The sequence below is a fragment of the Microcoleus sp. AT3-A2 genome (assembly GCF_036705685.1).
Lineage (GTDB): Bacteria > Cyanobacteriota > Cyanobacteriia > Cyanobacteriales > Microcoleaceae > Microcoleus.
On sequence record NZ_JAUBVF010000013.1, the window covers coordinates 82,442 to 102,963 of the forward strand.

The 20,522-nt window shown below is 48.3% G+C and carries 18 protein-coding genes; 7 read left to right on the forward strand and 11 right to left on the reverse strand.

Annotated features, from left to right (window positions below):
- Positions 1-61: 61 nt before the first annotated feature.
- The 4 genes from cysT (at position 62) to QUB37_RS10650 (ending at position 8,394) form a co-directional block, all read left to right on the forward strand.
- Entirely contained in the window at positions 62-922 is an 861-nt protein-coding gene (cysT, locus tag QUB37_RS10635; protein WP_333161676.1) for a sulfate ABC transporter permease subunit CysT, read from the forward strand.
- Complete coding sequence (cysW, locus tag QUB37_RS10640) at positions 912-1,790, forward strand: sulfate ABC transporter permease subunit CysW (RefSeq protein WP_333161678.1); 879 nt, start codon at positions 912-914, stop codon at positions 1,788-1,790. Before cysT ends, cysW begins: the two co-directional genes overlap by 11 nt.
- A 185-nt stretch (positions 1,791-1,975) precedes the next feature.
- The gene (locus QUB37_RS10645) at positions 1,976-2,335 is read left to right on the forward strand and encodes an NIL domain-containing protein (protein WP_015174211.1); all 360 of its coding nucleotides are present in this window, start codon (positions 1,976-1,978) and stop codon (positions 2,333-2,335) included.
- Between the two features lie 710 nt (positions 2,336-3,045).
- The gene (locus QUB37_RS10650; RefSeq protein ID WP_333161680.1) at positions 3,046-8,394 is read left to right on the forward strand and encodes a DUF4347 domain-containing protein; all 5,349 of its coding nucleotides are present in this window, start codon (positions 3,046-3,048) and stop codon (positions 8,392-8,394) included.
- A gap of 145 nt (positions 8,395-8,539) precedes the next feature.
- Here QUB37_RS10650 and QUB37_RS10655 read toward each other — a convergent pair whose 3' ends face one another.
- Positions 8,540-8,920: a cytochrome c gene (locus QUB37_RS10655; RefSeq protein ID WP_333161682.1), complete on the reverse strand. Its 381-nt coding sequence runs from the start codon at positions 8,918-8,920 to the stop codon at positions 8,540-8,542.
- 180 nt (positions 8,921-9,100) lie between these two features.
- Here QUB37_RS10655 and petG point away from each other — a divergent pair, with 180 nt between their 5' ends.
- A complete protein-coding gene (petG, locus tag QUB37_RS10660; RefSeq protein WP_006632329.1) occupies positions 9,101-9,220 on the forward strand; it encodes a cytochrome b6-f complex subunit V in 120 nt (39 codons plus the stop codon).
- A 100-nt stretch (positions 9,221-9,320) separates the two neighbouring features.
- Here petG and QUB37_RS10665 read toward each other — a convergent pair whose 3' ends face one another.
- The 10 genes from QUB37_RS10665 to QUB37_RS10710 form a co-directional block, all read right to left on the reverse strand.
- The gene (locus QUB37_RS10665; protein WP_333161685.1) at positions 9,321-9,539 is read right to left on the reverse strand and encodes a hypothetical protein; all 219 of its coding nucleotides are present in this window, start codon (positions 9,537-9,539) and stop codon (positions 9,321-9,323) included.
- 22 nt (positions 9,540-9,561) lie between these two features.
- Positions 9,562-10,644, reverse strand: coding sequence for a glycosyltransferase family 1 protein (locus QUB37_RS10670; RefSeq protein ID WP_333161687.1), 1,083 nt, complete (start codon positions 10,642-10,644; stop codon positions 9,562-9,564).
- 93 nt (positions 10,645-10,737) lie between these two features.
- The gene (locus QUB37_RS10675; RefSeq protein ID WP_333161689.1) at positions 10,738-11,808 is read right to left on the reverse strand and encodes a glycosyltransferase family 1 protein; all 1,071 of its coding nucleotides are present in this window, start codon (positions 11,806-11,808) and stop codon (positions 10,738-10,740) included.
- 14 nt (positions 11,809-11,822) lie between these two features.
- On the reverse strand, positions 11,823-13,952 hold the full coding sequence (locus tag QUB37_RS10680; protein WP_333161691.1) for a glycosyltransferase: 2,130 nt from the start codon (positions 13,950-13,952) through the stop codon (positions 11,823-11,825).
- A gap of 10 nt (positions 13,953-13,962) precedes the next feature.
- Positions 13,963-14,520 (reverse strand): hypothetical protein, encoded by a 558-nt coding sequence (locus QUB37_RS10685; RefSeq protein WP_333161693.1) that lies wholly within the window; start codon positions 14,518-14,520, stop codon positions 13,963-13,965.
- 239 nt (positions 14,521-14,759) lie between these two features.
- Complete coding sequence (locus QUB37_RS10690; protein ID WP_333161695.1) at positions 14,760-15,833, reverse strand: glucose-1-phosphate thymidylyltransferase; 1,074 nt, start codon at positions 15,831-15,833, stop codon at positions 14,760-14,762.
- Between the two features lie 285 nt (positions 15,834-16,118).
- Positions 16,119-16,829 (reverse strand): M15 family metallopeptidase, encoded by a 711-nt coding sequence (locus QUB37_RS10695; RefSeq protein WP_333161696.1) that lies wholly within the window; start codon positions 16,827-16,829, stop codon positions 16,119-16,121.
- A 45-nt stretch (positions 16,830-16,874) separates the two neighbouring features.
- Positions 16,875-17,099 (reverse strand): DUF433 domain-containing protein, encoded by a 225-nt coding sequence (locus QUB37_RS10700; RefSeq protein WP_333161698.1) that lies wholly within the window; start codon positions 17,097-17,099, stop codon positions 16,875-16,877.
- A gap of 123 nt (positions 17,100-17,222) precedes the next feature.
- On the reverse strand, positions 17,223-17,885 hold the full coding sequence (locus QUB37_RS10705; protein ID WP_333161700.1) for a class I SAM-dependent methyltransferase: 663 nt from the start codon (positions 17,883-17,885) through the stop codon (positions 17,223-17,225).
- Between the two features lie 36 nt (positions 17,886-17,921).
- A complete protein-coding gene (locus tag QUB37_RS10710; protein ID WP_333161702.1) occupies positions 17,922-18,089 on the reverse strand; it encodes a hypothetical protein in 168 nt (55 codons plus the stop codon).
- On the opposite strand from QUB37_RS10710, the gene QUB37_RS10715 reads away from it, so the two are divergent.
- Complete coding sequence (locus tag QUB37_RS10715; RefSeq protein ID WP_333161704.1) at positions 18,073-18,543, forward strand: MarR family transcriptional regulator; 471 nt, start codon at positions 18,073-18,075, stop codon at positions 18,541-18,543. The two genes, QUB37_RS10710 and QUB37_RS10715, sit on opposite strands and share 17 nt — an antisense overlap.
- 163 nt (positions 18,544-18,706) lie before the next feature.
- Positions 18,707-20,395: an efflux RND transporter periplasmic adaptor subunit gene (locus tag QUB37_RS10720; RefSeq protein ID WP_333161706.1), complete on the forward strand. Its 1,689-nt coding sequence runs from the start codon at positions 18,707-18,709 to the stop codon at positions 20,393-20,395.
- Positions 20,396-20,522 lie beyond the last annotated feature (127 nt).

Here is a 20,522-nt window from a genome sequence, read left to right on the forward strand (position 1 = left end):
TTATTTTTGGTAAAACCCGACCCTACAGCAATTATTTTTTCCAACTCAAAACTCTTCACTTATGGCTGTATCATTTCCAACCAGTAACCCTCAATCTCCAATTCAGCATATCAAAAGGGCGATCGGCAAAATCACATTACCTTGGGGAATCACCCTAGGCTACCTCAGCTTAATGCTATTGCTCCCAGTTGCAGCAATGCTGCTGAAAGCCAGCACAGCAAACCCCGCCGAATTTTGGGCAATTGCCACCAGTCCGATCGCCCTTTCCGCCTACGATGTCACCTTCTTTACGGCATTAATTGCGGCATTAATTAACGGAGTATTCGGCACATTAATTGCCTGGGTATTAGTCCGCTACGACTTTCCCTTAAAACGGATTGTCGATGCAATCGTCGATTTGCCTTTTGCACTGCCCACCTCCGTTGCCGGTTTAACTCTCGCCACAGTTTACAGCGATAACGGCTGGATTGGTTCGCTTTTTGCACCTTTGGGAATCAAGATATCCTTTACTCGCTTGGGCGTAGGTATAGCGATGATATTTATTTCCTTGCCATTTATAGTTAGAACCGTACAGCCAGTTTTAAACGAGATGGAAAAAGACATCGAAGAAGCAGCTTGGTGCTTAGGTGCATCTCAATTTCAAACCTTCTGGCGAGTAGTCTTGCCGCCGCTATTTCCGTCTATTTTAACCGGAGTAGCACTCGGATTTTCGCGAGCGGTTGGCGAGTACGGCTCTACTGTAATCGTAGCTTCTAACATACCGTTCAAAGATTTAATCGCACCAGTATTAATTTTTCAACGGTTGGAACAGTACGACTATGCAGGAGCAACAGTTATCGGCACTTTCATGTTAGCTATTTCCCTGGCAATGCTGTTCGCCATAAATCTATTACAAGCATGGAGAAGACGCTATGACGGCTAATATCAATTCACCCGCTGGTTACACATTTCCGCCCAGTGGTTCTAGCCGGAGTCAGGAAAAAGCTTGGGTAAAACCAACTTTGATCGGAATTGCGATCGGCTATCTCGCTCTGGTCTTATTTATCCCCACTCTCAACGTTTTTTATCAAGCTTTCAGAAAGGGGTTTGAGCCATTTTTGTCTAACTTAACCTCGCCGGATTTTCTGCACGCAGCGCAACTTACCCTGGTAATTTCTCTGATAGTTGTGCCTATAAATACAGTATTCGGTTTGTGTGCAGCCTGGGTAATTGGTCGCAATAAATTTCGGGGCCGCACGCTATTAATCAGCCTTTTAGACGTGCCTTTTGCCATATCTCCCGTAGTTGCAGGTTTAATGATTGTACTGCTTTACGGTCGAGTGGGATGGTTCGGGCCATGGCTGGAGGCGGCCAATATCAGGGTTATTTTTGCCTTCCCTGGAATGGTGCTGGCTACTGCTTTTGTTACCTTGCCTTTTGTGGCGCGCGAAGTGATTCCTGTTTTGGAAGAAGTGGGAACAGATCAAGAAGAGGCGGCGAAAACTTTGGGAGCAAATGACTGGCAAATTTTCTGGAATGTCACGCTTCCGAGTATTCGCTGGGGATTGCTTTACGGAGTAATTTTGACCAATGCTAGAGCAATGGGAGAATTTGGAGCCGTCTCGGTGGTGTCGGGAAATATTGCTAAAAAAACGCAAACTTTGCCTTTGTTTGTAGAGGATGCTTACAAGCAGTACGCGACACAAGCCGCATTTTCGGCTGCGGTGGTTCTCGGTCTTTTAGCAGTTGTTACCCTCGTGCTTAAGGAGATTTTAGAACGAAAAACTAGGATCAAAGAAGTTGCAGAATAGTCATTAGTCATTAGTCATTAGTCATTAGGGCTTTAGGGTGCGCTGTCAACCTCATCCCTCAAACCAGTCATTATTAAGCTGCGACGCTATCGACAATCTGGTTGGAATATCGAAAATATCGCAGATCCGCACCCTACAAGATATTGGTGCAAAATGTAAACTGAAACAAACATCAGGAGGCTCAAATGTTAGCTCACAACACTAGCGAATCTGAATTTGAGGCGATCGGCGATTTTCACAGAACCCAAGAATCAGATATTCCCCACTCTGATAGTGGTGACAGCAGACCAACTCAAACCCGCATTCGCATTCGTGTTCCTAAAGAATACCATCAGGAACCTGTCATCTCTAACCTAATTTCTGAATACGGTTTGACGGTTAATTTTAATGCCGCTTTGTTGGGTGTCAAAACTTTAGATGATGGTTGGTTTGACTTGGAACTTAACGGTACAAGTAAACAGATTGAAACGGCTCTGATGTATCTCAATGATTTAGATGTGGAAATCTGGAGCAATTCCAATAACCCGGATGAAGAAACTTGGTAATTAGTGAGCCTTGGACGCACACAACTGGAAGAGGAGTTAATATTCGGGACTGCACGCCTAATTTTATTTCTTCGAGCCGGTTAATTGAGTCTAATAGTCTCTAGGAATGTTAGTCATGAGTCAGCCTATCTATTCCTGTAAAATAACTGTTATCAAGGTTCTAGTGAGGAATGCAAGCCTTCATAAAACTCAGAGGACTTGCATTTCTTTCTACAAACCGATTTGATTGCGGTTGTTCGTTAGCGAAGCCCTCGAAGACGATCGCACATACCGATAATTCAGCAGCCAACCACTACCAAATAACACCAGCTTACAGCTAATAACCGTGATTGATGACTCTTGATTAACAAATATCGATCGCCATCAGTTAATTATTTGATTGACAGTTTTTATAAAATCTGGTACTTTGTCCATCTCTGGCATATCAATAAACAGCGCGCAAGTCTTCTCCAACATTAATGTAACAGCCGGAACAATATCCCCTTTAAAACTTCTAAACAATCAAACTAACTCAGTTAGGGCAGGGCAGCATAAAACAACGTTTTTGTCAATATTCAATTTAGGTGAAAGTTAGGTGAGGTAAAACTCAGGGGCGATCCTCTTAGAGGGCTTGGCCAACGACTCTCATCCGCGCTGGAAAAAGATCGATGGCTGCTGCGGTTGGTTTGTGATATGAATTTGATGTGTGCGTGTACCAGGAGAATTTGAACGTGGAACTGTATAAAGAACCGAAACACCAGATAGTTTTTGCAGATTCAAAAGTTAAAGATTGCGAAAGTTTAACAGAAACGGTCAATCCCGATACAGAAATTGTTATTCTGAATGCCGATCGCGACGGCATCGAGCAAATCGCCGAAACACTTAAACAGCGGCAAAACATTGCAGCCGTCCACATTTTGTCTCACGGTGCAGCAGCCAGCTTGCAACTGGGAGGCACAGAACTAAATCTGTGCAACATTGAAAGCTACCGCAATTATTTAGAAACATGGTTTGCTTTGCCAGCAGCCGAAGCAAACTCTAACTCTCCAATTACAGCTAAACCCGAAATTCTGCTTTACGGTTGCAACGTCGCCGCCACAGAAGCAGGTGTCGCCTTCGTCCAAAGGCTGAGCCAGCTCACGGGAGCAAATATTGCCGCTTCCGACAACTTGACTGGGAATGCTGCGTTGGGTGGAGACTGGGAACTCGAAGTAACTACGGGAACCATTGAAACACCTTTGGCATTTTCGGCGGAGGCGAGGGAAGCTTATAGTGCAGTTTTAGTCGCCACATTTGGCGAACTGCGCGATAAGATTCTGGTGGCAAATGTTTTGACCGACACCGACACGATTGCCATCACTGGCGACATCACCTTAGCCGCCGGAGACGTTCTGCCGAGAATCACTAACCCCATCACGTTGACAGGTGGCGGTTTTACCCTAAATCTCAACACTAACCGGGGCTTCTCTGTAGACAACAATGCAGCAGTCAGCATTTCTAACCTGACAATTGCCAACGGTAGCGCAGTGGGTGGTGCCGGTACAGCCGGCGGTGGCGGTGGGGCCGGCATAGGAGGCGCACTATTTATCAACAACGGCGCTGTCACAGTTAACAGCGTGACCTTTACTGGCAACACCGCTACAGGAGGCGCTGGGGCAGCAGCGGTAGCCCCAGCCGGTGCTGGTGGCAGCGCTGATTTCGGCACCCTCTTCGGTGGCACTCCTGGCTTCAACTTCACAACTCCGGGCGGTGCTGGTGCGCCTGGTACTGCTGCTGCACCCAACGCTGGCAGTGGTGGTGCTGGCGTTAACAATACTTTTGGAGCGGGCGTTCCCGGCGGCCAAGGCGGTCCGGGCGGTCCCGGTGGCATCACTACCTTCGCAGGCGGTACTGGCGGCGCAGGCGGCCCTGGCGGTACCGGTGCGGGAGGCGTCCTTGGCGGTGGGGGCGGTGCTGGCGGTACTGGCGGTACTGGCGGTACTGGAGTTGCTGGCAACGGCGCAGGCGGGGCTGGGGGTGCTGGCGGTGCTGGTGGCTTTGGTGGCGGTGGCGCGGCGGGCGGTCTTGGCGGTACGGCTACTGCCCCTGCTGCTGCAGGCGTGATCGGCAACGGCGGCGCTGGCGGCTTCGGAGGAGGCGGCGGCAGCGGTACAGCAGGCGGAGCCAGCACGACCGTCGGAGTTTTCACCCCGGGCGGCGTCGGCAGCCCAGCGGGTGGGGGTGGCGGTGCTGGTTTGGGAGGCGCAATTTTTGTTAATACTGGCAGTTTGACCCTGAACAACAGCACTTTGTTCAGCAACACAGCAACCGGAGGCGCGGCTGGCGGTGTGGGCGCTACACCGGGCCAGGGCGCGGGTGCGGCGATTTTTGTCAACAGCGGCGCTACAGCAACTCTGACTAACAACACGATCACTGCTAATACTGCTACTGCAACTGCTCCTGCTGTTGCTGTGGGCGGGGGTATTGCGACGAATGGCGGTACTGTGAATGTCCTAAATTCGATCGTCGCCGGGAATTTGGGCGGCGCGAATCCTGACGTGTTTGGGACATTCGCCGCCACCAGTATCAACAATTTGATCGGGAATCTTGCTGGCAGCACTGGCTTCGCAGCCACCCAGCAACTGACCGTTCCTCTAGCAAATGTCATCGCCCCTACCGCAGAATTGAACCAGGCTACAGACGTTCCCGTGACTTATGCTTTGGCTGACAGCACTGGGACTCCTAATCCGGCGATCGATACTGGGGATGCCACGGCTGCGGCTGCTGCTGGCGCGACGGACCAGCGGGGTGCTGGCTTTCCCCGGACGATCGGCACTGCTGTTGATATCGGTGCTTATGAATACGGCCCGATCGTCACAGGCGTTAAATTCAACGACCTTAACGGGGATAGCCTGCAAGGTGCCGCGGCGACTGAACCAGGTCTTCCGGGCTGGGTGATTTCTGTAGGTACGAAGAGCGCTACTACCGCAGCCGACGGCACTTACATCCTCCGCGACGTAAAAACAGATACTCCGATTACAGAAGCGCCACCCGCTGGAACCCCTGCGACTGCTTGGGTGCAGACTCTCGGCCCGACTCCGGCAAATACGGGTATTGTGAATGTCACCGGTGCCAATTTCGGCAACTTCCAACTGACATCGATCGCAGGCAAAACCTACACCGATCTCGCGGGCAACGGCTTCACGCCCGATGACACCGTATTAAACGGCATCACCGTTAACTTATACAAAGATACCAACGCCAACGGCACGCTAGAAGTCGGCACAGATACTGTTGTCGGCACTGCACAAACCACTGCGGGAGCCGGAGATTACACATTCTCGGAGATAGGCCCCGGCAATTACCTGATACAAGCCACTGCCCCAGCCAACTCCAGCATCTCTTTCCCCGCTGCCGCAATTCTCGTTAGTGCCCAAAGCGGTACTCCCGTCACCGGTCAAAACTTCGGCGTTTTCCAAAACATCACCGTTAGCGGCACCAAATTCACCGACCTCACAGGCAACGGCTTCTCTGCTGACGACACCCCCCTCAACGGCACTACCGTTCGCTTGTTCAAAGATACTAACGATAACAGCACTTTAGATACGGGTGACGCGGAAATCGCCTCTCAAGTTACCGGGACAGCGCCAGCGGCTGCTGGGACGTATAGCTTTGCCAACGTCGGCTCCGGTCGGCACTTTGTGAGAGAAGACGTGCCGACGGGATTCTCACAAACCGCCGGGCCGACTTTTTATCCAATTAACCCAGTCAGTGGCACAAACATTACGGCTCAAGACTTTGGCAACCTCCAGTTGGGCAAAATCAGCGGGATTAAATTTAACGATCTCAACAAAAATGGCGTCCAAGATGGGCCAGAAGAACCACCGCTAGGAGGCTGGACAATTTACTTGGATGCCAACAATAACGGTGTGCAAGACGCAGTAGCAGCCGAAACAGGCACTAACGCCGCCGTCACCGATGTCGCCGGTAACTACCAGTTCACAAACCTGCCAGCCGGCACTTATACAGTGCGGGAAGTGCCACAAACAGGCTGGACGCAAATTGTGCCCCCCGTCAACGAAGCTACGCCTACTCTTTCCGGCGCGTTTACGATCGCCGTCACCAGCGGCACAGACTCCCAAAACAACAACTTCGGCAACTTCAGACCCAACTCGATTAGTGGTCTTAAGTTCAATGACCTCAACAGCAACCGGGTACAAGATACCGGGGAACTAGGGCTGGTCAACTGGCAATTCTTCCTCGATACCAACGATAACGGCACTCTCGACACCGGGGAACCGAACACCCTCACCGATGCCGCCGGTAACTACCAATTCCTCGATTTATCAGCAGGAACCTACAAGGTGCGGGAAGTCTTGCAGCCTACTTGGACGCAAACTACCCCCGACCCGGATGACATCACTGTCACCAGCGGTCAAGACATCGCTAATATCAACTTCGGCAACTTCCAGTCGAGCACTATTAGCGGTCAAAAATTCAATGACCTCAACAACAACGGCGTTAAGGATGCCGGAGAATTGGGACTAGGTAACTGGCAAATATTCCTCGACAGTATCACTCCCGATGGCATCTTTCAGCAAGGCGAACCGACTACCATCACTGATGCAGCGGGCAACTACACTCTCCGAGATATACCCGCAGGTACTTACCAGGTAAGGGAAGTCCAGCAAAACGGCTGGACGCAGACGACCCCCAACCCCGCCCCCGTTACGGTTAATCCCTCGGATAACATCACAGGCATTGACTTCGGCAACTTCCTGCCGCAACCCGGGGCGATCCGAGGTCTGAAGTTCCAAGACACCAACAACAATGGCACTCAGGATGCTGGAGAACCCGGTTTACCCAATTTCCAAATTCAGTTAACCAATGTCGTAGCTGGAACTGCTCCTGCTCCTGTTACCACTACCACAGACAACAGCGGCAACTACCTGTTCGCGAACCTAACCCCGGGAACCTACCGCGTCACGGAAATCAATCAACCTGGGTTTACCCAAAGCACACCTCAACCCGCCGACATCACCCTAACTTCGGGCGCTATTGTCAGCGGGATCAACTTCGGCAACTTCCCAGCGCCGACGCCGACTCCGACGCCGCCGCCGACTCCGACGCCGCCGCCACTGCCACCTGTACCGACGCCGACGCCTGCACCTGCACCTGCACCGACGCCTGCACCGACGCCGACGCCTGCACCTGCACCGACGCCGACGCCTGCACCTGTACCGACGCCGACGCCTGCACCTGTACCGACGCCGACGCCTGCACCTGTACCGACGCCGACACCTGCACCAACGCCGACAGATTTGGTTTGCCCTGATGACTTCCCCAGGATCGCTACTCCCAATGAGCCCGGCACTCCTTCAGCGGGTAATGTGCTCAACGGCCCTAATGGCAACGATACGATCGTGGGTAGTGCCGGCAATGACTCTATCTTCGGGTTGAACGGCAACGATTTGATCTTTGGCCGAGGGGGCGGTGACTATATCAATGGCAATGTGGCCAACGATACTGTCTACGGAGGCATCGATAGCGATACTCTCTTCGGTGGCAAAGGCTTTGACCTGATTTTTGGCGATCGCGGTAACGATACGATTTTTGGCAATCGTGGCAACGACTCTCTTTCTGGCGATGAAGGCAATGACTTATTGTACGGGGGCAAAGCCGATGACGTAATGTTGGGAGGCGCTGGCGACGACGTGCTATTTGGCGATCAAGGCAATGACACTCTCTGCGGCGGCGAGGGTAACAATACCTTAATTGGCGGCAGCGGCGATGATTTGCTCTTTGCTGACACTGGCGATGACTTGCTCTTTGGTGGCATTGGCAGCGATACCCTCGTCGGTGGCAGTGGCAGCAATGGCTTTGTCTTGTCAGCGGGCGGAGGAATTGACACGATTTTCAACTTCACCGCAGGAGTTGATTCGATCGAGTTGGTGGGAGGCTTGGACTTCAATCAACTGTCATTAACCGAAACTAATGGCTCGACGGCGATCGGAATCGCCAACAGCGACCAGATTTTGGCTATACTGACGGGCGTACAGCCGAGCCAGTTATCGGCTCAGAGTTTTAACTTGCTGGTTTAGTCTGCAGATCAAACTCGGCAGTTACAGCCGAGCATAAACTTGCCTGCCGTCCCTGCAGAGAGGGACTAGCGGGAAGCAGAACCTCTAAGCATGGGTTTCGAGGCTCTGCCAAAGAAAGGGAACGAATTCCGTTCCCCTTCTTTGGTCAAATTTGTTCGAGATACTTCAGCAAGTCGGCCATTTCTTGCGGACTCGGTTGAAACTGCGGCATTGGTGGGGTTTGCCCGCTGGTGACTTGCCGGATCAGATCCAATTCGGATTTGCGATCGGACACTCCGTGCAAGTTGGGCCCGACTTGACTGTCTGAAACGGAGATGTGACAACCCGCACAGTTCATTTGAAATATGGCGGAACCCTGAAGCGGGTTGCCCGTGAGGGATAGGACACTTTTGACGTAAGGATCGGCGACTTGAAATTGACGTATTGTGAGCGTAGCCAAGATGATGACAAGCAACACCGCTAGCACAAATATGGCAAGTCGCTCGATCGGGTTTTTAATTTCATTCCTGGCAAGTTGGTTATTCAAAGGAGTTCAATTAAAAATAGTATCTACAAGAAAATTTATTTCTCATAACATAGCTTAATCGTTCGCAGCGGGGAGAGCAAGATCTAATACTCCCGGAAGGGCGTTTTTCGGGAAATTCATCTGTGTAAGTGCTGGTAATATTAAAAATAGGTTGTTAAATCTTAACGTTAAGGAGCTCTCATGGTAGAACCGCTGCTTTCAGGTATTGTTCTGGGTCTAATCTTTGTTACTCTGGCGGGGCTGTTTTTTGCTGCTTATCAGCAGTACAAGCGCGGCGATCAGTTGGGTATCAATAAGTAAAAGAGGCTACAGTCCCTAACTCAGGCTGTCAGGGGGAGGGGGAATTGGGAATTGGGAATTGGGAATTGGGCATGGGGGATGGGGCATGGGGCATTGGTCATTAAATCGGCCTACTTCCTTCTTCCCTCTTCCCTCTTCCCTCTTCCTTCTTCTCAACATCCGTTACATCCCTTACATCCGTTACCAAATCCGTTGCCGAACTTCCCTCTTCCTTCTTCTCGAAATCCCTTACATCCGTTACATCCGTTACCGAATCCGTTGCCGAACTTCCCTCTTCCTTCTTCTCAACATCCGTTACATCCCTTACATCCGTTACCAAATCCGTTGCCGAACTTCCTTCGTTAAAGATATCGATCGAGAATAGCAGCAGTTTCCAAGCCTGTTTTTTCCCAGCTAAATTGTTTTGCTCTGGCTAAACCGAGCTCCCGCAAGTGCGATCGAACTTTGGCATCGACTGCAAGCTCTTGCATAGCCGAAGCAATTTCCTCGACGCTGTAGGGGTTGACTAATAAGGCGCCGTCCCCCGCCACTTCGGGCATTGAAGACAGGTTAGAGGTGATGACAGGAGTGCCGCAGGCCATTGCTTCGAGCACGGGGAGGCCGAATCCTTCCCAAAGACTGGGGAAAACCAGGGCGATCGCTTGGTTGATGACTTTGAGCAAGTCGGCCGCGGGAATGTAATCTAAGAATTTTACTCGATCGACCAATCCCAATTCTTGAACCTGTGCCTTCAGCAGCGGCGTATAGCGTTTGTCTTCCGAACCTGCTATCCACAATTCGTATTCGGAATTATGATGCAAAGCAGCAAAGGCTGCTACAACTCGCTGCACGTTTTTATAAGGATTGTGGCGACCGATATAAAGAAAATAATTGCTTGTTGGCAAGTCTAAAAAACGGAAAAAACTGGTATCATATCCGGGGAAAATTGGCGTAATTAAATTAGTAGGAATCTTGCAAAAATTAGCGATATCTTTGGCAGTTGATTCCGAGTCGCAGATGACGTGTTGAGCCTGCTGCAGCACTTGGGGAATGTAATAGCGGTGGTAAGGCGTCAGAGGATCGAAGCGGCGGGGAAATCGCAGCGCTATCAAGTCATGTACTGTAATTATATAGCGGCAACCTGCAAATAAAGGAGCTTCGGGAATTGGGGAAAATAACAGGTTTGATTTTAGCTGTTTGTAAATTTTGGGGAGTTGGGTTTGTGTCCACAGCAATCGGTTGATGTGTCCTTTGGTTCCTTGTTCAGGTGTGAGGTTTGGGGGGATTTGGTAGCAATTACTATTGGGGAATTTTTCGGCTGTTAGTAATGTTGGATTGAGGGATTTTAGATGGGGAAATAGGTTTTTGGCGTAGATGGCTAAGCCAGTTGGTTTGGAAATTAGGAAGGAAAGGTTGATTAGTAAGTTAGATTGGGGATTGGGCATGGGATAATATGTAGATTGCGGTTGTTTGGTGGGATTTTTTTAACCGCAGAGGGCGCAGAGGACGCAGAGAGGAGAAAGGAAGAGAGGGAAGATTTAAAGATATTGCTGTAAGATGTTGGCGGTTGCTGTTCCGGTTTTGTGCCAGCTAAATTGAGATGATCTGGCTAAACTAGCAGTTTTTAAGTTCGATCGCACTTTTGAATCTGTGGCTACTGTTTGCATGGCTTCGGCTATTTCTCCGACGCTGTAAGGATTGACTAATAATCCGGCATCTCCGGCTACTTCTGGCATCGATGACAGGTTGGATGTGATGACGGGTGTGCCGCAAGCCATTGCTTCTAAAATTGGTAAGCCGAATCCTTCCCAAAGTGTAGGGAAAACTAGGGCGATCGCCTGATTCATCAATACGGGCAATTGAGAATAAGGAACGTAACCGAGAAACTTTACCAAAGATTGTAAACCTAATTCTTCCACTTGTGCTGTCAACTGCGGTGTGTAGGCATTGGGAGGCCCTGCTAGCCACAATTCGTAATTTGTGCGATCGGGCAAACTCGCAAATGCAGCAATTAATCTTTCTAAGTTTTTGTAAGGATCGTGTCTACCCGTATAAAGAAAATAATTTTTGGTTGGCAAGTCGAGATATCTAAAATTAATATTATCGCAAGCTAGGGGAATTGTGGTCATTTTCTCAGGCGGAATGTGGAAAAAATTAGCAACATCTGCCGCCGTTGCTTGAGAATCGCAAATAATGTGTTCTGCTTGCCGCAAAACCTGCGGTATGTAGTAGCGGAAATAAGCTGTTAATCTAGAAAACCGTTGGGGAAACCGCAAAGGAATTAAATCGTGAACTGTGACAATGTAGCGACACCCGGAATACAAAGGTGCTTCGGGAATAGGGGTAAATATCAGGCTTGACTGCAATTTTTTGTAAATTTTAGGTAAGTTGAATTGAGTCCACAGCAGCCTGTTAATTTGTCCTTTCGGCCCTCGATCCGGAGTCAGGGTTTCTGGAATTTGATAGCAAGTATAATTGTCAATTTGCTGGGAAGTAAGTAATGTTGGTTTTAGCTTTTGCAGTTGCGGGAAAAGATTAGCTGCATAAGTTCCGATTCCCGTTGGTTCAGGACTTAAGAAGGATAAATTGATTAAAAGTGGGTTAGACACGCTTGAATTAGCCTTTAAGTTCGATCGAGCATTTGAGCTATATCGGCAGGATTTGGCAGCCGAATTGTAGCATACTCTTGATGAATAATATCAAAAAAACTATTGACTTTTTTTTCAAAATGTGCAAGTCTAAAGTTCTGACTGCGTTGCTGTGCACCAGCTTGAAGTTCTGCTAGCAAATCAGGATTAACAATTAGTTGATGTGAATGCTGACAAAGTTCCTCAACGGTATTGAACACAAAGCCCGATCGCCCATGTTCGACAATTTCCGGTTGGCCGCCGCCGTTGAAAACAATCGGAGCACAACTGTTGTGCATTGCTTCCACAGTCGCCATCCCGAAATGCTCAAATCTTTGAGGATTGACTTCACCCAAACCGCAGCCGTGCCAAAATATGCTTGCTCTAGCATAAAGCGATTTTACCTCATCGAAGTCAACATTGACTTTTAGCTCTATCGCCCTTGAATCTTGCTTCAGTAAATTCTGAACAGTCTTTAAATAAGGATTTTTCGGAATGCTGCTGCCAACTAAAATTAGTCGCCATCCTTGAAAATCTTCGGGGTAATCCGCTAGCAAACTGCGGAAAGCTTTAATTAGTTCAATTTGCTTTTTTGTTCCCCCAGCTTCAAACTGTCCCACCGCCAAAATTATGTTTTCTTTCGGCACTTTAACTGTTGCCATTTCCACGGGCGGATAAAGCAGAAAAGTTGGCTGTAGGTTCCAGCGTTTCTCCAACCACTTGACGGTAAATAGACTGTTGGCAATAATGAAAGTGTAATCATCGACAGCAAAGTGACGGTTGCGGAAGGTATTGGGAAAGTGACAGAAAAATACTGAGATTGGCGACAGTGGTTTAACTTTTTCCAGTTGGTTAGCGTTGATGAAAATATCGTAGTTTTTGCTTTCTCTGGCAATTTCATCAAAGGGATTTTCCATATCCTCCACGATGATGCTGGAATCGATGCACTGCATTCCGCGTTTCTCATAAAACGCCAAGGGAATAATTTTAATTTTGCATCCCGAAAGGTTGAGTCCGTACCAGGATTCTAAATCGGAAACAGCAACTGGTTTGTTAGCAATAAAAGTAATGTCAAATTCATTTTGTAACAGCGAGGCGAGGGTAGCGACGTATTTTTGACCGCCACCAATAAAATGCAGCCCATGATCGTAAATGGCGATCGACATTTTGCGATCGCCCCGAACCACCTGCAATCGAGACAAAATGCGATCGATCTTCAGGCGACTGTAAATCACCGCCAACTTTTCCGACAACTGCGGCAATACAGTTTCAATGATTTCTGGTTTCTGATAATCAAGCAGCTTTTTAATCGCTACAAACAAACTCTCGAACAGCAAATCGTACTGCTTGTTAGTGAAAAAATCTGAAGTATGAATTCCTTTGACTAATTGCAAAGGTTCATGTTTTGCCAAATACAAAAACCGATTGCGGTTGCAGAAATACTCGGTAAGTTTGCTGCCTTTACTCGAACCTCTATATTCGTGATGGGCGATAGCGGCGGGAGTATAAAGCATTTTCCAACCGCGTTTGTGGCAGCGTTGGGCAAACTCTACATCCTCAAAATACATCACAAAATCTTCATCTATTGGCCCCACATCTTCGAGACATTTCCTGCGGAAAAGCACCGCCGCCCAACAAAGCCCTTCGACTTCCCGTTCTGTATCGTACTGTCCCGCATCTTTTTCGCCAAAACCGACATCTTGCCAATAAAAATTAGGTAATTGCTGAATACCCGCGCTGTTAATTCGCCCGTCTTTAAACAACAATTTGCCGCTAGCCGCACCTAATTCTTTATTAGTTTCTAGCCGTTTTACAAGAATCTCTAACCAGCGACTGTCAAGGGTAGCATCGTTATTTAGAAATCCGATATATTGCCCTTTTGCTTCGCTGATGCCGAGGTTGAGGGCTTTCGCAAAGTTGTTGGCAGTATTGACAAAAACCCGAACTTTGGGAAATAGTTCGCGCAGGGAATTAACGGAGTCGTCTTGAGAGCAATTATCAATTACAATTAAATCTAGTTGCGATTCGGGATACGCAAGTTTTTGTAGAGATTTTAAGCAATCTTTGGTGTGGCGCAGACCGTTATAGTTGACTATAATTAAGGAGCATATGGGCAGTGTGGTCATCTTTGATGCTTTATTTTTGTCGATCGAGCAATTGAGCGGTAATCTTCTCTAAAATAGCAGTATGTTGCTCCTGCACTGCTTTAATCTGCTCTATTTCAGACTGAAAAGCTGCGATCGCCTTTTGTTGAGTCTCAAGCTGTGCTGTAACTTCGGGAGATGCGCTGCTGAACTCCGATTTAATTTTTTTCTCTAGAGTTTGTTGATTTTCTTGCAATTTTTGCAATTGAATGCTCAATGTTTGAACGACGCGGGTATTCGCAAAATTGTAAATTACTTGTCGTTCCAGTACGGGTCTGAGCAATTTTCTGACTATTTTCCTAACTGCAATTACTGCGGAACCAAGCCGCCTTTGATAAGAGGTAATGGGGATGTTATAAATGTCGAAACCCGCCTTTAAAAGGGCGATATCTTCGTCATCTTCATCTCTGGCGTGAAGCGAAGCTATCCCGAAGGGAATCGCACTATTTTCTGTTCCCAACAGCGACGGCTCAGCAATACCAATCCGCGGCTCCAAAGTTTGCCGCAATTTATCTATTATCTGTTGAGTTGGTATTTCTTCTGACTGCAAACTTTCCTCTCCTTTAGATAACTTATAATGACTTATTATGGAACAGGCATCTTTGCTGTTTCCATCATTGTAACTAATTGTGGACAGACCACTTTGCTGTGTGAATAATTGTAATTAATTGTGGAACAGGCATCTTGCCTGTTCAAGGGCGGGCAGGATGCCCAACCCTACTCCCCACAAGAAAATTTATCTCTATGTTAAATCAGGATTATTGCTTCCGATATTGGCAATATCTCAATTTAAGCTAACTCAATTTGACTGTCATCACCAATCAGAAACCGCAGAGCTTTTGGACGAGCCGGCGCATTGGTTAGTTGAGCTCGCTGCCCAATCACGCTGTCAACAATTCGCTGGTGAATGCCAAGTATTTTCGCCCCTTGCAATATTACACTGTGTTCGATATCAGCATCAATCATCGTCACGCGATCGGCAATACTGCTGTAAGGCCCGATAAAACAGTTTTCAATGCGGCAATTTTCCCCAATTACCACCGGCCCGCGAACTGTAGAATTAATAATTTCCGTTCCTTCGCCTATTTGCACTCGTCCGATAATTTGACTTTTCGCGTCTACTTTCAATTCAGTTGAAGCTACGATACGGCTATCTAAAATGATTTGGTTTGCACTCAGCAAATCGTCTTTTTTACCCGTATCCAGCCACCAGCCCTCTAAATTGCAGGCTTCTACCTGTTTTTCCTGATTCATGAGCTGTTGAATAGCGTCTGTAATTTCCAGTTCGCCGCGGGCCGAGGGTTGAATTTGATCGATCGCCTCGTGAATAGTAGGAGCAAAAAAGTAAATCCCCACCAGTGCTAAATTCGATGGCGGATCTTGTGGTTTTTCTACTAACTCCAAAACTCTTCCTTTCTCATCAACTTTTGCAACCCCGAAAGCTGAGGGATTGGGAACGGGACGCAGCAAAATCAGAGCGTCTAGTTTCTGCTTGTTAAAAATCTCTAAAAACGGATCTAACTGATTCTGAATTAAGTTATCTCCTAAATACATAATAAACGGAGAATCGCCCAAAAATGGTCGGGCAACTTTTACCGCATGAGCGAGCCCCGCCGGCTTTTCTTGCAAGATATAAGTAATTTTTGCCCCGAAGCGAGATCCATCTCCTGTTTTCGTCTTCACCTCTTCCCCGGTTTCGGGACTAATAATAATCCCAATATCTGTAATCCCAGCCGCCACAATTCCTTCAATTCCGTACCACAGTATTGGCTTATTTGCTACAGGAACCAACTGCTTAGCACCCGTATAGGTGAGGGGACGCAAGCGTGTTCCTTTGCCGCCAGAGAGGATGAGTGCTTTCATTGGGTGAACTCTGAGTTATCCTTTAGGGTTTGCGGTGCTGGCTTGAGTTGCCTGCACTTGTTCGCTCTTGTTGATTTTAAAGCACCGCTACCCTGCTGGCAATAGTTGTCGTGTCTTATGATACAAATTATTTATGCCGATCGAACTTTTATAGTCCAGGACGCACAGAGGGTCAGAAAGGGGGTTTCTTGCTGCTTGAAGTAGCTAAAAGCTGAGGTTTCTTGTCAACAAACCCGGTTTCTCAAGGTCGCGAGTCCACCAGTCCAGATTTAATTACGTACCCTTTTAATAGCGGCCATATCGAGCAATCAATTGGCTACCACTATTGTTTTGATTTGTCAACCAAGCCCACATCTGATCGCCCAGACAAAAATGCCACCATTCGTTAGGATGCTGCTGAAAACCCGCAGCTATCATCGCATTTTTTAAGATTTGCCTATGACGGTGGTATTGCTGTTCTTGTAGATGATTGCTGTTAGCAAAATAATCTGGATACGAACGTTCTGATATTTCATCAATCGGAGAACCCATATCAATTGGCCGATTATTTTCATCCACTAAAGTTACATCTAAAGCAGCACCTGTACTGTGAGGGGGAGGCGTCGCGCGATCGAGGCTCGGCACTGCCCAAAATTGATAGACGTGTTCTATAATCACTTGGCGTTTGTCTTCGGAAACCGGAAATTCGCAGCCTTGAGCAAGGGCAATTTGATTAAAAGTATAATCTACCATAAATTGCTGGACTTCCACCGGCCGATAAGCGTCAAATATCAGAATTTTCCAATTTTGATAATGTTGCTGTAGCTCAGTTTGGGCTGCGATTAAACTATCTACGACTCCTTGCCGCAAATAGTAAGGCGAATCTGCTTTGCTTTTGTGATAGGGAGCACCCAACTTTTGATAAGGGTGCGGGATTTCAAAGGAAAATTTTTCTGGTGGAATGGGGACTAAAGGTTCGCCGCATTCGTCGATCGCTATTTGCTGATATGGTTTCATATCAAGGTGTTACCATACTTTATGATTAATGATGAACTACAATACTCAGTATATGCTTTTTACTTGAGTCATCCGCACAACAAATAGCAAAGCAGCTAGAATATTTTCATGTTCTAAATCGTCATAGTCATCTATAATTTCTTTAGCATTCATACCCAAACTGAGTAATTCAAGAATTAACTCTACTGGATATCGGAGACCGCGAATACAGGATTTTCCGTGGCAGATATTTGGATCGAGTGTGATGCGCTGCCAAAGCTGGTTTTCCATATTCGAGGAGCAAATATTAAATATACCCTAACCTAAAGAGCGTAACTTGCGATCGTTTTGTAGTAAGGACTTTAGTGCTTTGAATCTCCACCTAAAGTCCTAAAGTCCTTACTACAAAAAATCCTAACTTTGGCGGTAAGCAACTACCGCATAAAACGGATCGCCGCTTCCTATTCGCAGCATTTGCATAAAACTCGGCAAGTTAGGCTTGCGAACAATTACTTCCGGCTTGCTAAATCCGGGTATGTTCGCTCCTTTGACAGAATCAAAGTAACCCTTGACTAATTCTACTCGATCGCCCTCGGAACCTTCCCGCCAAGCCGCGATCGCCTTTTGATAAAACATCCGGTTGGAAAAGCTCATAATTGCTACGCCACCAGGCTTCAAAATCCGGTGCATCTCGGCAAAAATCGCATCCGGGTGCTGCAAATACTGTACCGAAACGCAGTTGACAACCGCGTCAAACTCTGCATCCGGCAGCGGCAATTTGGGATTGGCGTTCAAATTCTGCACGAAATAATGATTCAGTCTGCGATTCTTTGCCAACTCATCTTCATTCATGCCGTGCCCTTCGACATGGGCAAATTGCATCTCGTCGGGCAAGTGAGAAACCCAACTGCTCATCATATCAAAAATCCGAGTATTCGGTTTCAGCCGTTCCCGATATAAATCGGTTAGTTGCTGAATAAATCCATCGTCTACGTGAGTCACAAACCGGGGAGCGGAATAGAACAAATTGTCGTCGGTGTCGTCTAACTTGGTGCGTTGGTCGGCTGGAAGCAACATAAATTCAGATCGCAAACTAGATTTACTCTTTCTAGTTTAAGAACAATAAGAATTGTTAACATATCCGGCAGAGGGCGGATTCCCGGTTTTAGCGTAGCAGTCGATCGCCAAAAAACCTGCTTGCACCCCCTTGACATCTCCCAAAAAGCACTTTACACTAATAGTACGAACGCTAAGCAATAAGCCGATGGTTACTACATCCACTGTCGATCGCACACATCTAGCTCAGTGGCACGACATTCTCGCCCCCCAAAGCCTGGGCTACCGTCTCAAACTTCTGGCACAGCTAGGCAGTCGCAGGCTGCAAGAGGTACTTGAACCCTTTGGATTGACACCTTTTCACTGGCTGGTACTGTGCTGCTTATGGCAAGAAGACGGTTTGCCGACTTCCAGCATTGGCGACAAACTGCAACAGGTAGGCGGGACGCTGACAGGCGTGATCGATCGCATGGAAGAAAGAGGCATAGTCCGCCGCGAGAGAGACACTCGTGATCGCCGCATTTGGCGCATTTGGCTGACAGACTCCGGCAGGGAACTGCAAGAGGTATTGCCCCCGCTGGTAGCTGCAATCCGAGATCGAGGTGTCGAGGGCTTTTCAGAGGCAGATCAAAAACTCTTTTCCCAACTGATCGATCGAGCGATCCTGAATCTTTCCTAAATCAACAAATCAATCTTTTGAGCGAAGTGCAGCAGCATCTACCTCCACTAAATTACAAATAACCGCAAAATACTACGCACTCTTAAAAAAAGCCGTCTTACTAAATAAAAACTACGTACCCTAAACAAACGACATCTTACTAAAGTATCAGGAGTCAAATATCATGAAAGCCCCAAACGAAATCAACCCAGCAGAATTCAACGGTAACGGCAACGGCAACGGCAAAGCAGCCGCCGTATTAGAAAAGCCGATCGACGACAGCATCGCTAAAAGCCTACCAGTAATCCCCATCCCAGAGACAGAAATCAACGCCCCCGCCGAGGCCAAAACAGGCGCAGAAACAGAACTCCAAGCACCCCTGCCGACGGCTGCAACACCCAAGAAAAAAGCCCCGAAAGCGTTGATATTAGCAGCGCTGGGCCTAGGGGCGATCGCAGCAGGCAGCTTCGGCTACCGCTACTGGCAATACGCCTCCATCCACCAAGAAACAGAAAACGCCACAGTTGCCGGACACATCCACCAAGTCAGCAGCCGCGTCAACGGTACTGTCGCCGAAGTCTTAGTACAAGACAACCAACAAGTAAAACCCGGACAACTGCTAATCAAACTCGACCCCCGCGACTACCAAGTTAAAGTCCAACAAGCCCAAGCAGCCTTAGAAAACGCTCGCCGCCAAGCCGAAGCAGCCGAGGCAAATATTTCCCTAGCCTCTCAAACCAGCCAAGGCAAAACAGCCCAAGCCCAAGGAGACATCGGCAGCGCCAACGCTGCCATTTCCACCGCCCAAGCAGCAATTAGAGAAGCCGAACAAGGCGTACCCGCAGCCGTTGCTGCAGTCGCTGAAGCCGAAGCCGGCGTACCCGCAGCGCAAGCTAAAGTCGCCCAAGCTGAAGCCGGCATTCCCCAAGCTCAAGCCAAAGTGAGGGAAGCCGAAGCCGGCATTGCCGCCGCGCAAGCTCAGCTAGCACAAGCGCAAGCTAATCTCGTCAAGACGCAAGCTGATTATAGACGGTACGAAAGCTTGCAGGAAGAAGGTGCGATCGCCCGCCAGCAGCTAGACGCAGCCAGAGCCGCCTACGAAGTAGCCCAAGGCCAAACCACAGCAGCCCAACAAGGAATTGCCCAAGCCAGAGCGCGCTTAGCTCAAGCCAAGGAAGGCGTAACCGCAGCCCAAGCAGCAGTAGCCCAAGCTCAAGAAGGAGTAAAACAAGCCGAAGCGCAAGTAGCGCGCGCCCAAGTCGGTGTCGCCAGCGCTCAAGCTAAAGTCGCCTTAGCCGAAGAAGGCATCAGCACCGCAGAAGCCAAACTTGCTGCATCAAAGGGGGGATTGCAACAGGCGCAAGCGACGGGCGAACAAACTAAAGTCAGTCGAGCGCAGTATGATGCTGCTAAAGCTGCGATCGGGCAATCGGAAGCGTCGGTTAAAGACGCTCAACTGCAACTTTCGTACACGAATATTACTGCTCCCGCCGCCGGACAAATCGGCCGCAAATCGGTTGAAGTCGGCCAGCGGGTGCAGCCGGGAACTCCGTTAATGGCGATCGTCAGTAACGATTTGTGGGTAGTTGCTAACTTCAAAGAAACGCAACTGGCTAACATGAAACCAGGCCAAAAAGTAGAAATCAAATTAGATGCTTTTGGTGGCCGTAAATTTGAAGGTCATCTCGATAGTTTCTCCCCTGCTTCTGGCGCTCAATTCTCCTTATTGCCTCCCGATAATGCTACGGGCAATTTCACCAAAGTTGTGCAGCGGATTCCGGTAAAAGTTGTGTTTGATCCCGAAAGCATTAAAGGCTATGAATCGCGGATTGCACCGGGGATGTCTGCTACGGTAAATGTTGAACTGAAATAAGGGCAGAACACGGATGAATTTAGAAGTCTGGGATTTGATTTTTTGTGAATAGAAGAGGAAATCCCCGACTTCTGGGAGTTTGAGAAGTTTTAGCAGTCGGGGATTTTATTTTTTTCGGTTAAGGGCG